Source organism: Streptomyces viridifaciens, from assembly GCF_001888885.2.
Classification (GTDB): Bacteria; Actinomycetota; Actinomycetes; order Streptomycetales; family Streptomycetaceae; genus Kitasatospora; species Kitasatospora aureofaciens.
This window is the reverse complement of sequence record NZ_CP090841.1, coordinates 3,480,139-3,495,187: the sequence shown is the minus strand read 5'-3', so window position 1 is coordinate 3,495,187 and position 15,049 is coordinate 3,480,139. Positions and strand designations below refer to the sequence as shown.

The following is a 15,049-nucleotide window of genomic DNA, read 5'->3' as shown; positions in this document are numbered from 1 at the left end:
CTTTCGGAATTCCCGGGAACGTCTTCTGTCCGGGCGCGGCGGCCCCGGGGCGGAATTGTCCGGGGCGGTTGCCGTCTGTTTTCAGTCCGACTTCCGCAGGGCGGCCGACAGGGTCTTTCCGATGAATGCGGCCGGGGTCGGTTCGAGCATCGAGTCGTGGTCGCTGTCGACCGGGTGCCGCAGGATCCGGCCGGTCACGTGCTCCCGCCAGGACTCCTCGTCCGGGTCGCCGGGGGCGACGCCGCGGGTGGCCGCGAACAGGAGCAGGTCGCCCTGGTAGCGGCCGGGGCGGTGGGCGTCGCCCAGCAGGCTGTGGGTGCGGATCACCCCGAGCAGCCTGGTCAGTTCGGTCTCGTCCAGCTCCGCGAGCGCGTTGCCGGCCTCGGCGAGGCGCTCGCGGGCGGTGCCCGGGTCGACCGGGCCCTCGCCGGGGAGGCCGGCCCGCTGGAGCAGTTCGGCCAGGACGGCCCGGTCGTCCGGCACGTCCTCGGCGGGCGAGCCGCTGCCGGGGTAGCCGTCCAGGTCGGCGAGCAGTTCGACCTGTTCGCCGCGGGCCTGCAGCTGGACCGCGATCTCGTGGGCGACAAGCCCCCCGAACGACCAGCCGAGAATACGATAGGGCCCCTGCGGTTGGATTTCCAGCATTTCGCCGAGATATTTTCCGGCGATTTCCCGGACGGACTCCGGGGCCTTTTCCGGGGAGCGCACCCCACCGGTCTGGAAAGCGTACACGGGAATGTCCGCGTCAATTTCCGCGGCGAGGGTCAGGAAGGGCCAGCCGAGTCCGACCGCGCCGTGCACGCAGAACACCGGACGGGCGGTGCCGGTCGGCCGGATCGCCAGGACGGGCGCGAACGGGTCCTCCGGCGCACCGGTGCCCTCGACGGCGCCGGCCACCAGGGCCAGCCCGGCCACCGTGCGGTGCGCGAAGACGTCGGCCGGGGTGAGCTCCAGCCCGGCCGCGCGGGCCCGGCTGACCAGCTGGATGGACTTCAGGCTGTCGCCGCCCAGATCGAAGAAGCCGTCCTCGGCGCCGACCCGGTCCAGTCCGAGCACCTCGGCGAACACCCGGCCGAGCGCGAGCTCCACCGGTCCGCTGGGTGCGCGGCCGTCCGAGCGGGCCACCGCCCGGTCCCCGGCCCCGGGTGCGGGCAGCGCCTTGCGGTCCACCTTGCCGTTCGGGGTGAGCGGCAGCGCCTCCAGCGGGACGTACGCGGCCGGGAGCATGTACTCCGGCAGTACGGCCGCCAAGTGGGCGCGCAGCGCGGCGGGTTCGGGCCGCTCGGGGCCGGCGGGCACCAGGTAGGCGATCAGCCGGCGTTCGCCCTGGGAGTCCTCCCGGTCGGTCACGGAGGCCCGCTCAACCAGCGGATGATCCGTCAGCACCGCCTCGATCTCGCCGAGTTCGATCCGGAAGCCGCGGATCTTCACCTGGTGGTCGATCCGGCCGAGGTAGTCGATCGAGCCGTCCGGCCGCCAGCGGGCGAGGTCCCCGGTGCGGTACATCCGCGAGCCGGGCGGCCCGTACGGGTCGGCGGTGAAGCGCTCGGCGGTCAGGCCGGGCCGGTCCAGGTAGCCCCGGGCGAGGCCGGCACCGGCCAGGTAGAGCTCGCCGACCACGCCCGGCGGTACCGGGCGCAGCGCGGGGTCCAGCAGCAGGGCCCGGTTGCCGGCCAGCGGGCGGCCGATCGGCGGGGTGCCGGTGTGGTCGGGCGCCAGGTCGACGCCGACCGAGTAGATGGTGGTCTCGGTCGGGCCGTACAGGTTGCTGACCTTCGCCGCGGCGCCGGTCAGCGCCGCCGCCAGGGCCGGGCTGAGGGCCTCGCCGCCGGTCATCACGTGCACCCCGGCCAGCGCGTCGGGCCGGGCGGTGACCAGCGCGTGCCACAGCGTCGGGGTGGCCTGCATGACGTCCGCCCCGGTGGCGAGGGTCAGCTCGGCCAGCAGCTCCGGGTCGCGGACCGTGTCGTGCGGGGCGAGGACCAGCCGGGCGCCGCTGAGCAGTGGGCCGAACAGCTCCAGGTTGGCGATGTCGAAGCCGAAGGTGGTGACGGCCAGCAGGGTGCGCCCGGGGGCCAGGCCGACCCGCTCGGTGAGGTCGTACAGGTGGTTGACCAGGGCCCCGCGCGGCACCACGACGCCCTTGGGGCGGCCGGTGGAGCCCGAGGTGTAGATGACGTACCCGGCGTGCTCGGGCCGTACCGGCCCGGCGAGTTCGGCGGGGCGCAGGTGGTCCGCGTCCTGGCCGTCGACCAGCGCGCGGGTGGCCGGGTCGTCCAGCAGCAGGAGCCGGCCGTTGTCCAGGCCGGGGACGGCCGCGGCCACCCCGGTCAGGGTCACGGTCAGCACCGGCCGGGCGTCCTTGGCCATCCCGGCGATCCGGTCGGCCGGGTAGGACGGGTCGATCGGCAGGTAGGCGGCCCCGGTCTTGACCGCCGCGAGCGCGGCCACCACCAGGTCGACCGAGCGCGGCAGCGCGATCGCCACGAGCCGGTCCGGCGCGGCGCCCTGGGCGACCAGGGTGCGGGCGAGCCGGTTGGCCCGGCGGTGCAGCTCGGCGAAGCCGAGCCGCTGGTCGGCGTGTTCGAGCGCGATCGCGTCCGGGTGGGCGTCCGCGGTGGCCTCCAGCAGGGTGGCGAGCGGCTGCCCGTCGCCCCGGGCGGCGGCGCCGGTCCCGAGGGCCAGCAGCTCCTCCTGCTCGCCGGGCAGCAGCACCGGGGCTGCGCCGATCGACCGGTCCGGCTGGTCGACCAGGACGCCCAGCAGGTGCACCAGGCGGTCGGCCAGGCGCCGGGCGCCGGCCGCGCTGAACAGGTCGGTGCTGTACTCCAGCCGCCCCTCCAGCCCGCCGGGGCCGTCCGGTCCGGAGACCTCGGCGAGTTCGAAGCAGAGGTCGAGCCGGGCCACGCCGAGTTCGGCCGCGCCCGCCTCGGCGGTGATGCCGGGCAGCTCCAGCCGGGCGGCGGCGTTGTTGTGCAGGGCCAGCAGGGTCTGGAACAGCGGGTTGCGGGCCGGGGCGCGCTCGGGGCCGAGCGCGTCGACCAGCTTCTCGAAGGGCAGGTCCTGGTGGGCGTAGGCGGCCAGGTCGGTGGCCTTGACCCGCTCCAGCAGTTCGCGGAAGGTCGGCGCGCCGGACAGGTCGGTGCGCAGCACCAGGGTGTTGACGAACATGCCGACCAGGTCGTCCAGCGCGTCGTCGGTGCGGCCGGCGATCGGGGTGCCGAGCGGGATGTCCTCGCCCGCGCCGAGCTTGCCGTACAGGGTGGCCAGCGCGGCCTGGAGCACCATGAACAGGCTCGCCCCGCTCTGCCGGGCCAGCGCGGCCGCCCGGTGGTGCAGTTCGGCCGGGACGGCGAAGCGGACGCTGGCGCCGCGGTAGCCGGCGGTGGCCCGCCGGGCGGTCTCCACCGGCAGCTGCAGCTCCTCCGGCAGCCCGGCCAGCTGCTCCTTCCAGTAGGCGGTCTGGCGCGCGATGAGGGACTCCTGGTCGCCCTCCTCGCCGAGCAGTTCACGCTGCCAGAGCGCGTAGTCGGCGTACTGCACCGGCAGCGGCGTCCAGGCGGGCGCGCGGCCGGCCAGCCGGGCCGCGTAGGCGGTGGAGAGGTCGCGGGCGAGCGGGCCGTTGGACCAGCCGTCACCGGCGATGTGGTGGATCACCACGACCAGCAGGTGGTCCTCGGGCCCGGCCGCGAGCAGCGTGGCCCGGATCGGCGGGCGATTCGCCAGGTCGAAGGTTCGGGTGGCGAACTCCTCGGCGACCGCGGAGAGTTCGGTCTCGTCCAGCTCACGGACCGGCAGCTCGACGGCGGCCTGCCGGACGGACAGGACCCGCTGGTACGGCAGCCCGTCGCGGTCCGGGAAGACGGTGCGCAGGCTCTCGTGCCGCTCGACCACGTCGGTCAGCGCGGCGGTCAGCGCCGCGCGGTCCAGCGGGCCGCGCAGCCGCAGCGTCCACGGCAGGTTGTAGGTGGCGGAGGGGCCCTCCAGCCGGTCCAGGAACCAGAGCCGCTGCTGGGCGTAGGACAGCGGCAGCAGCTCCGGTCGCTCCCCGGCGGTCAGCGCGGGGCGGTCGGCGTCCTGGGTGAGCCGCCCGGCCAGCGCGGCCACCGTGGGCGCGTCGAACAGGGTGCGGATCGGCAGTTCGGCACCGAGCAGCGTGCGTACCCGGCTGACCAGCCGGGTGGCGAGCAGCGAGTGGCCGCCGAGCTGGAAGAAGTCCTCGTCGATGCCGACCTTCGGCAGGTCCAGGACCTCGGCGAAGGCGGCGCACAGCACCTCCTCCTGCGGGGTGCGCGGGCCGCGGCCGGTGGCCGAGGAGAGGTCGACCTCGGGCAGCGCCTTGCGGTCCACCTTGCCGTTGGGGGTCAGCGGCAGGGCGTCCAGCACCACCAGGGCGGAGGGCACCATGTACTCGGGCAGGATCGCGGCGGCCGCCGCCCGACCCCAGGCCGGGTCGAGGTCGCCGGTGACGTAGCCGACCAGCCGGGCGTCGCCGGCCCCGCCGCGGCGGACCACCACCACGGCGTCGCCGATCCGCTCGATCGAGCGCAGCGCGGCCTCGACCTCGCCGGGCTCGATCCGGTGGCCGCGGATCTTGACCTGGTGGTCGACCCGCTCCAGGAACTCCAGCTGCCCGTCCGTCCGGCGGATCACCCGGTCGCCGGTGCGGTACATCCGCGCGCCCGGCAGCGGGCTGAACGGGTCGGCGACGAACACCGATGCGGTGCGGCCGGGCTGGTCCAGGTAGCCGCGGCCGACGCCGCGCCCGCCGACGTACAGCTCGCCGGGGACGCCGTCCGGCACCGGGCGCAGCGCGTGGTCCAGGAGGTACAGGCCGGTGCCGCGCACCGCCCGGCCGATCGGGGCGCGCACCGAGTCCAGCTCCGCGGGGGAGCCGATCACGGCGTGCGTCACGTCGTCCGAGCACTCGGTCGGCCCGTACGCGTTGACCAGCGGGATCGCCGGGTAGCGGGCGAACCAGCGGTGCGCCAGGTCGGCGGGCAGCGCCTCGCCGGTGACCACCAGCTTGCGCAGGCCGTCCAGGACGGGCGGCTGGGCGCCGTCGTCCCAGCTGTCCAGGGCGGCGCGCAGCAGCGAGGGGACGACCTCCAGCACGGTGACGCCCTCGGGGGCGACCAGCCCGAACAGCGCCTGCGGGTCGGCGGCGAGTTCCCGGCCGGTGACCCGCAGGCGCCCGCCGACGACCAGCGCGGCGAGCATCTGCCAGACCGAGATGTCGAAGGTGACCGGGGCGTTGTGGACCAGCACGGTGTGCCCGTCCAGCTCCAGGTCGTCGATCTTGGCGAACAGGTGGTTGACCATGCCCGCCCGGTGCACCATGGCGCCCTTGGGGCGTCCGGTGGAGCCCGAGGTGAAGATGACGTACGCCAGGTCGTCGCCGGCGCCGCGCGGGGCCGGCGGCTCCTCGGCGACGGCCGGGCCCGGCTCCAGCACCGGGACGTCCAGCCCGGCCCCGGCCAGCAGTTCGGCGGCCATGGCGTGCTCGTCGGGGCCGACCACCAGCGCGCTCACGTGCGCCTCGGCGGCCAGCACGGCGCCGCGCCTGACCGGCGCGGCGACGTCCAGCGGCAGCCAGGCCGCGCCCGCGCCGAGCACGCCCAGGACGGCGGTGACGAAGCCGCAGCCGGGCTGGGCCAGCACGCCGACCGGTCCGGTCGCGGCGCCCGCGTCGAGCAGCGCCCGGGACAGGGCGCCGGCCCGGCCGGCCAGCTCGCGGTAGGTCAGCTGCTCGGTGCCGTCGGAGACGGCGACGGCGGCCGGGGTGGTGCGGGCGAACTCCTGGACCCGCGCCACCACGTCCGTCCACGGGTCGGCCCCGGCCGGCTCCGGGGCGGTGACGGCCAGCCGGGCGCGCTCGCCGGGCAGCAGCAGGTCCAGCTGCCCGAGCGGGCGGTCCGGCTCGGCCTGGGCGGTGCGCAGCACGTGCAGCAGTCGCTCGGCGACGACGGCGGCCTCGGCCGGGGTGAACCGGGAGGTGTCGTAGCCGACCTGGAGCCGCAGCCGCTCGCCGGGAAGGGCCATCAGACTGAGCGGGTAGTGGTTGGCGTCGCCGGCCCGCAGGCCGGTCAGCCGCAGCCCGGCGACCTCGCCGGCCAGCGCCTTCGGGTCGAGCGGGTAGTTCTCGAAGACCAGCACGCTGTCGAAGAGGTCACCGACCCCGGCCAGGCGCTGGATGGCGTTGAGGCCCAGGTGCTGGTGCGGCAGCAGGGCGGACTGGCGGTCCTGGAGGGCGGACAGCAGCTCGGTGAAGCTCTGCGCCGGGTCCAGGTCGACGCGCACCGGCAGGGTGTTGATGAACAGCCCGACCATGCCCTCGACCCCGGGCAGCTCCGGGGGGCGGCCGGAGACGGTGCCGCCGAAGACGATGTCGCGCAGCCCGGTGAGGGTGCCCAGCACGGTGGCCCAGGCGCCCTGCACCACGGTGTTGACGGTCAGGCCGCGGCTGCGGGCCCAGCCGGTGAGCGCGGCGAACTCCCGCTCGTTCAGCTCGACGGCGTGCTCGCCGGGCATGCCGCGCCGGGTGGACCCGGTGCCGGCGGTCGCGCCGGACAGCCGGGTGGGCTCGGTGAAGCCGTCGAGCGCGGCCGTCCAGGCCGCCTCGGCCGCCGCTCTGTCCTGCCGGGCCAGGTGGGCCAGGTAGGACTTGTACGGGGCGGGGCGCGGCAGGGAGAGGCCGCGATCGGCGTAGCAGGCGAACAGCTCGCGCACCACGATCGGCATCGACCAGCCGTCGAACAGGATCTGGTGGGCGGTCAGCACCAGGCGGTGCTCCAGATCGCCGAGCCGCAGCAGGCTGAAGCGCAGCAGCGGCGGGCGCGCCAGGTCGAAGGGGCGCAGCCGGTCGCGCTCGGCGATCCCCTCGCTCTGCTGCTCGGCGTCCTCGTCGCCCCGGAGGTCGATCTCCCGCCAGTCGAGCGCGACCTCGCGCGGCACGACCTGCACCGGGTCCCCGTTCTTGCGGTAGCGGAAGGCCGCCCGCAGGTTGGGGTGGCGCTCCAGCAGGGCGGTGACCGCGGCACGCAGCCGCGCCGGGTCCAGCTCGCCGGCCAGGTCCATCACCAACTGCACGGTGTAGACGTCGAGTTCCTCGCGGTGGTACTGCGCGTGGAACATCAGCCCTTCCTGCAGCGGTGCCACCGGCAGGATGTCGCTCAGATTGGAGCTCCGCCCGGGTCGTCGCCCGGCGCGGGGCTCGGCCGAGGCCGTGGTCACAGCTCGTCCCCCCAGTCGTCCATCTCGTCCTCGAATTCGTCGATCTCGTCCTGGCTGAGTGCCACCAGGTCGAGGTCGGACGGCGTCCAGCCGCCGGCACCGGGCTCCCGGGTGTGCCGCACCAGGGCGCGCAGGGCCTGGAACCAGCTCTCGGCCAGGTCCTCGGCGTCGGCCTGCGGCAGGGCCTGGCCGGCCCAGGTCCAGCGGGCGCTGAGCCGCGGGCCGTCCGGGCCGTCCTCGGTCACCGCGTTGACGTCCAGGACGTGCGGCAGCGGCATCTCCGGGTCGGCCCCGGCGGCCAGGGCGGCGGACTGCTCGGTCAGCGACCAGTCCTCGCCGGTGGGCGCGGGCATCCGGCCCAGGTAGTTGAAGCCGAGCTGCGGCCGGGCCGCCCCCGACAGCGCCTCGGCGCGGTCCAGATAGCGCAGTTGGCCCCAGCCGAGCCCGTGTCCGGGCACCATCCGTAGGTGTTCCTTGACCAGCTTGAGGCTGTGTCCGGCGGCCGGGCCGCCGGACAGCGCCTCGGCCAGGTCCACCGGGCCGGGGTGCAGCCGCAGCGGGTAGGCGGTGGTGAACCAGCCGACCGTGCGGGACAGGTCCACGCCGGGGGCGAACTCCTCGCGCCCGTGGCCCTCCAGCTCGACCGGCACCGGGCCCTGTGGCCGTCCGGTGCGTCGCCGCCAGTCCGCGACGGCGAGTGCCAGGGCGGTCAGCAGCACGTCGTTCACCTCGGCGTGGAACGCCCCGGTGACCTCGGTGAGCAGCGCCGCCGTGGTGTCGGCGTCCAGGGTGCGGTGCAGCGTACGGGCGGTGGCGAAGGTGTCCACCGCCGGGTCGGCGGGCCGGTGGCCCAGCGGGGCCTCCTCGCCGGCCGACTCGGTGCGCCACCAGTCGAGTTGGGCGCGCAGCTCGGGCGTGCCCGCGGTCCGCTCCAGTAGCCCGGACCAGTGCCGCAGCGAGGTGCCGACCGGCTGCAGCCGCACCGGCTCGCCCGCCAGGACGGACGCGTGCGCCCGGGCCAGGTCGGGCAGCAGCACCCGCCAGGACACCCCGTCCACCACCAGGTGGTGCAGGGTGAGCAGCAGCTCGCCGCTCTCGCCGGGCGCGCCCGGGTGCCAGAGCGCCTGGACCATCAGGCCCTGGCCGGGTGCCAGCCGCTGCCGGGCGGCGACCGCCTCGGCGGGCCAGTCGGCGGCCGGGCCCTCGAGGATCCGCAGCAGCGCGCCGGCGTCCACCGTGCCGGGCTCGGTGATCAGCAGCGACCAGTCCGGCAGCAGCCGCATCCGCAGCCCGTCGTGGTGGTCCAGCAGCGCCTGCAGGGCCGCGGTGAGCGACTCCCGGGTGGCGTCGGCCGGGGTGCGGACCAGGACGGCCTGGTGGAAGCCGTTCACCGGTCCGCCGAGTTCGCGCAGCCAGTGCCCGATCGGCAGCTGCCCCAGCGGGCCGACGCCGTCATCGGTGCCGACCGTGGCGACGGCCCCCTCGTCCTCGCCGTCGCGGGCCACCACGGCCAGCGCCGCCGGGGTCCGGTGGGTGAAGACGTCCTGCGCGGTGACCACCAGCCCGGCCGCGCGGGCCCGGCTGACCAGCTGGATGGAGACGATGCTGTCGCCGCCCAGGTCGAAGAACCCGTCGTCGGCGCCGACCTCGGGCAGTCCGAGCACCTCGGCGAAGACCGCGCAGAACGCGGCCTCCCGGGCGTCGGCCGGGGCGCGGCCGGTGGAGGCGGCGGCGTAGTCGGGCGCGGGCAGCGCCCGGCGGTCCAGCTTGCCGTTGCCGGTCAGCGGCAGGATCTCCAGCGGGACGAACGCGGAGGGCACCAGGTAGTCGGGCAGCTCCGCCGCGAGCGCCGCCCGCAGCTCGCCGACCGGCAGGTCGGCCGGGGTCACGTAGGCGACGAGCCGCTTGTCGCCGGGGCGGTCCTCGCGGACCACCGCGGCGGCCTGCTCCACGCCCGGCCGGGCGAGCAGCGCGGTCTCGATCTCGCCGAGCTCGATCCGGAAGCCGCGCAGCTTGACCTGCTCGTCGACCCGGCCCACGTAGTCCAGCTGGCCGTCGGCCGTCCAGCGCACCAGGTCGCCGGTGCGGTACATCCGGTCATCCCGGCCGCCGTACGGGTCGGCGGTGAAGCGCTGGGCGGTGAGTTCGGGCCGGTGCAGGTAGCCGAGGGCCACCCCGGCGCCGGCCACGTACAGTTCGCCGATCACGCCGGGCGGGGTGGGCCGCAGGGCCTCGTCCAGCACGTACACCCGGGCGCCGGCCAGCGGGCGGCCGATCGGCGGCTTGACCGCTCCGGCCAGCGGCTCGCTGACGGTGGCGCAGACCGTGGTCTCGGTCGGGCCGTACGCGTTGAGCATCCGCCGGCCCGCGGACCAGCGCTCCACCAGCTCGGGCGGGCAGGCCTCGCCGGCCGTGATGAGGGTCAGGCCGTCGGGCATCGGCAGCCCGACCGGCCAGGCGGCGAGCACCGTCGGCGGCAGGCAGACCACCTCGATGCCGGCCTTCGCGACCAGCTCGGCGAGCGGCTCGCCGGGCGCCCGGTCGGCCTCCGCGGCCAGCACCAGGACGGCGCCGGTGAGCAGCGCGGTGAGCAGCTCCCAGGCGGCGGCGTCGAAGCTGAACGAGGCGAACTGCAGCAGCCGGGTGCCCTCGCCGACGCCGAAGCGGTCGTGCTCGGCGGCCAGCGCGGCCACCGCCCGGTGCGGCACCAGCACGCCCTTGGGGCGGCCGGTGGAGCCGGAGGTGTAGATCACGTACGCCGGGTGGTCCGGGCCCAGCGGGGCGACCCGCTCGGCGTCCTCCGGGTCGTGCGCGGGGGCTCCGGCGATCGCGGCGGCGGTCGCCGGGTCGTCCAGCAGCAGCACGGGTGCGGCCTGCTGCTCGGGCAGCCGTCCGGCCACCGAGCCGTGGCTGAGCACCGCCAGCGGGGCGGAGTCCTCGAGCAGGTAGGCGATCCGCTCTCGCGGGTACGCCGGGTCGACGGGCAGGTAGGCCGCGCCCGTCTTGAGGACCGCGAGCACCGCGACGACCGCGTCGACCGTGCGCGGCAGCGCCAGGGCGACGATCCGTCCGGGGCCCGCGCCCAGGGCGATCAGGTGGTGGGCGAGCCGGTTGGCGCGCTCGTTCAGCTCGCCGTAGCCGACCTCGGCGCGCACCGCGCCGTCCTCGAACCAGCGCAGCGCGGGCCGCTCGGGCGCGCGGTGCGCCTGCGCCTGGAACAGCGCGGGCAGGTGGACGGCACCGACGGTGGTCGGGATCGAGGCCCCGCTCCAGGAGCCGAGCAGCAGCTCGCGCTCCTCGGGCAGCAGGGCGTCCAGTCCGCTGAGCGGCCGGTCGGGCTCGCCGGTGAGCAGGCCGATCAGGTGGGCCAGCCGGTCCGCGAGGCCGCGGGCGGTCCGCTCGGTGAACAGGTCGGTGCTGTACTCCAGGGTGCCGGTGAGGCCGTCCGGCTCGCCCGACCCGTCGTACTGCTCGACGAGTTCGAAGGCCAGGTCGAACTTGGCCGTCCCGGTGCCGACCGGGCTGACCTCGGCGGTCAGGCCGGGCAGCTCGGGGCGGGCCCCGGCGTTGTTCTGGAAGGCCAGCATCACCTGGAAGAGCGGCTGGCGGGCCAGCGAGCGGCCGGCGCCGAGCCGGTCGACCAGCTTCTCGAAGGGCACGTCCTGGTGGGCCAGGGCGGCCAGGACGGTCTCCCGGGCCCGGCCGACCAGGGTGCGGAAGGTCGGGTCGCCGGAGAGGTCGGTGCGCAGCACCAGGGTGTTGACGAAGAAGCCGACCAGGCTGTCCAGGGCCTCGGCGGTGCGCCCGGCCACCGGGGTGCCGACCGGGATGTCCGTACCGGCGCCGAGCTTGCCGAGCAGCACGGCGAGTGCCGCCTGCACCACCATGAACGGGCTGGCGCCGGACTCCCGGGCCAGCTCGGCCAGGGCGCGGTGCGCCTGCGCGTCCAGCCGCAGCGGCACGGTGGCGCCCCGGTAGCTGGGCACCGCCGGGCGCGGGAAGTCGACGGGCAGCGACAGCTCCTCCGGGAGGTCCGACAACTGTCCGGCCCAGTAGTCGAGCTGGCGGGACATCAGCGAACCCGGGTCGTCCTGATCGCCGAGCAGTCGACGGTGCCAGAGGGTGTAGTCGGCGTACTGGACGGGCAGCTCGGCCCACTCCGGGGCGCCGCCGGCCAGCCGGGCGCGGTAGGCGGCCTGGAGGTCGTCGACCAGCGGGCGCACCGACCAGCCGTCGGCCGCGATGTGGTGCTGCACCAGCAGCAGCACGTGCTCCTCGACGCCGGTCTCGAACAGCACCGCGCGCAGCGGCGGTTCGGCGGCCAGGTCGAAGGGCGTGCCAGCCCGGGCGGCCAGTTCGGCGTCCAGCTCCTCGGCCGTGCGGCCGGTGAACGGGACGACCGGCAGCTCCGGGCCGGCCTCGCCGACCGGCAGCACCCGCTGGTGCGGGCGTCCGTCCTCGGCGGGGAAGACGGTGCGCAGGCTCTCGTGCCGGGCGACCACGTCGGCCAGCGCCTCGGCGAGCGCCGCCCGTTCCAGGGCGCCGGTCAGCCGGACCGCGTGGGAGAGGTGGTAGGTGGCGCCGGCAGCGTCCAACTGGGAGAGGAACCACAGTCGTTGCTGCCCGGGGGAGAGCGGGATCCGCTCCGGCCGCGGGCCGGCCACCAGCTCCTCCCGGGCCGGTTCGGCGCCGTCCAGGGCGAGCGCCAGGGCGAACGGGGTGGGCGCCTCGAACAGGGTGCGGATCGGCAGCTCGACGCCGAGCCGGGCGCGCAGCGCGGTGACCACCCGGCCGGCCAGCAGCGAGTGCCCGCCGAGCGCGAAGAAGTCCTCGTCGGCGCCGACCTCGTCGAGTTCCAGCACCTCGGCGAACAGCGCGCACAGCAGCGCCTCGCGCTCGGTGGCCGGGGCCCGCCGCTCGCGGCGCAGCGCGCCGAAGTCCGGCACCGGCAGGGCCTTGCGGTCCACCTTGCCGTTGGGGGTCAGCGGCAGCGCCGCCATCGGTACCAGCACGGCCGGGACCATGTAGTCGGGCAGCGTCCGGGCCAGTTCGGCGCGGACGGCGGCCGGGTCGGCGCCGCCGGCGAGGTGGGCGACCAGCCGGGCGCCGCCGGAAGGGTCCCGGGCGACGGTGACCACCGCGTCGGCCACGCCGGGGACGGCGCGCAGCGCGGCCTCGACCTCGCCGGGCTCGATCCGGTGGCCGCGGATCTTGACCTGGTGGTCGACCCGCTCGAGGAACTCCAGCTGCCCGTCCGTCCGGTGCACCACCCGGTCGCCGGTGCGGTACATCCGGGCGCCGGGCTCGTCCGAGTACGGGTCGGCGACGAACGCTCCGGCGGTGCGCCGCGGGTCGTTCAGGTAGCCGCGGCCGACGCCGCGCCCGCCGACGTACAGCTCGCCGGGCTGCCCGGCCGGTACGGGCTGCAGCGAGTCCCCGAGGACGTACAGCCGGGTGTCGCGGACCGGGCGGCCGATCGGGGCGCGCACCGAGTCCAGCTCCGCCGGGGAGCCGATCAGGGCGTGGGTGACGTCGTCCGAGCACTCGGTCGGCCCGAAGGCGTTGACCAGCGGGATGCCGGGCCGCAGTGCGAACCAGCGGCGGGCCAGGTCGGCGGGCATCGCCTCGCCGGTGACCACCAGCTTGCGCAGCGCGGACAGCGGGGGCACCGGCGCGCCGGCCTCCCAGGAGTCCAGGGCGGCGCGCAGCAGCGAGGGGACGACCTCCAGCACGGTGACGCCCTCGGTGTCGGCGAGCGCGAACAGCGCGCCGGGGTCGGCCGCGAGCTCGCGGGAGACCACCCGCAGCCGCCCGCCCGCGACCAGCGGGCTCAGCATCTGCCAGACCGAGATGTCGAAGGTCACCGGGGCGTTGTGCACCACGGTGTCGGCCTCGGACAGCTCCAGGTCGGCGTGCTTGGCGAGCAGGTGGTTGACCATGCCGTCGCGGTGCACCATGGCGCCCTTGGGCCGGCCGGTGGAGCCCGAGGTGTAGATGACGTACGCCAGCTCGGCGGGGCCCCCGGCGGCCGGCAGCAGTTCCTCGTCCCGGGCGTCGTCGAGGACCAGGACGGCGGGGTGGCCCTCGGACAGTGCGCCGAGCAGGGTGTCGACGTACGGCTGCTGGTCCTCGCCGTGCAGCAGGACGGCGGCGCCCGCGGCCTCGACCAGTGCCGCGCCGCGGGCGGCCGGGGCCCGGACGTCCAGCGGCAGCCAGGCCGCGCCCGCGCCGAGCACGCCGAGGACGGCGGTCACGAAGCCGGTGCCGGGGGCGGCGGCGACGGCCACCAGCCGGTCCGGCCCGGCGCCCGCGGCGACCAGTCGGCGGGACAGGGCGCTGGCCCGGGCGACCAGCTCGGCGTAGTCGAGCCGGCCGGCGTCGTCCTGGACGGCGGTCGCACCGGGCCGGGCCAGGGCGAGTTCGCGGATCCGGGGCAGGACGTCGGTGAACACCTCGGGCTGCTGCCCGTAGCCGTTCCCCCCGGCGAGGACGTGCTCGCGCTCGGCCGGCGGCAGGGCGGCGATCCGGCCGACCGGCAGCTCGGTGGGGACGGTGGCGAACTCGGCGAGGTAGCCGAGCAGGGCGTCGCGGAAGAGGTCCAGGCGCTCCTGCGGGTAGCGGTCGGCGTCGCCGTCGATCCGCAGCTCGCAGCCTTCCTCGCCGCTGTCCAGGAACAGGATCTGCAGGTCCGGGACGGGGCCGGTGGACAGGTTGCGGACCCGGGCGCGGCAGTCGCCGAGGGCGAACTCGCCGCCGGTCTGCAGCACGTTGACGGTCGGGCCGAAGCTGCGGCCGGCGTCGCCGGTCAGACCGAGGTCGCGGCGGATCGCGTCGTGCCGGTGGCGCTGGTGGCGCAGCGTGCCGCGCAGGGTGGCCGCGACCTGGGTGAGCAGGCCGTCGCGACCGAGCGCGGGGTGGGCGGCGACCGGCAGCGGCAGGAAGTTGGCGCGCATGCCGGGGACGGACTGCGCCAGCGGGGTGGTCCGGGCGGCGACGGGCAGGGTCAGCACGACCCGGTCGGTGCCGGCCAGCTGGGCCAGGCAGCCGGCGGTGGCGCCGATCAGCAGGGTCTGCCAGGTGACCCGCTCGGCCCAGGCGGCGTCCTGGAGCCTGGTGACGGTGTCGGGCGGGATCAGGCCGGTGCTGCGCAGGGTGCTGCGGGCGGGCGCGCCGAGGTGGCCGGAGAGCACGGTGGGCTCGATGCCGTCGGCCAACTGCTCGGCCCAGTAGGCGCGGTCGCGCTGGTGGGCGGGGGAGGCGAGGTAGTCGTCCTCCTCGGCGAGCAGCTCGGCGAGGGTCGGGTCGGCGGCCGGCTCGGCGTCGGGCAGGTCGTACTCGGCGGCGAGCCGCGCGTAGACCAGGGAGCGGCTGAAGCCGTCCACCAGGATGTGGTTGGCCTTCACGTGCAGCCAGGCCAGTTCGGGGCCGATCAGCAGCAGGGTGGCGGCGAAGGCGTCGGGACCGAGCGTGGACGGGAGCTGCCGGTCGGCGTCCAGGAACGCCTCGGCGGCGGCGAGCGGGTCCGGCTCGCCGGTCAGGTCGAGCACCGGCAGCGGGCGCTCGTGGGGCGGCTCGACGAGTTGCACCGGCTGACCGTCCCGCTCGACGAAGCGCACCCGCAGCGCCTCGGTGCGGTTCTGCACGCGCTGCCAGGCGGCCCGCAGCCGCTCGTGGTCCAGCGGGCCGGTCAGTTCCAGGCAGTCCGCCATGGTGAACACCGGGTTGCCCGGGTCGAGCTGCTGGGCGAACCACATCTCGCGCTGGGCGGCGGACAGCGGCAGTTCTTCGGGACGCACTGTTTCGATCGGACGCGCGT

General features: G+C 76.0%; 2 protein-coding genes. Both read right to left on the bottom strand.

What is annotated here, in order from left to right; genetic code table 11:
- Positions 1-81 precede the first annotated feature (81 nt).
- On the bottom strand, positions 82-7,158 hold the full coding sequence (locus tag BOQ63_RS22565; RefSeq protein ID WP_223886018.1) for a non-ribosomal peptide synthetase: 7,077 nt from the start codon (positions 7,156-7,158) through the stop codon (positions 82-84).
- Positions 7,159-7,229: 71 nt separating this feature from the next.
- Complete coding sequence (locus tag BOQ63_RS22560) at positions 7,230-15,029, bottom strand: amino acid adenylation domain-containing protein (RefSeq protein ID WP_499504505.1); 7,800 nt, start codon at positions 15,027-15,029, stop codon at positions 7,230-7,232.
- Positions 15,030-15,049 lie beyond the last annotated feature (20 nt).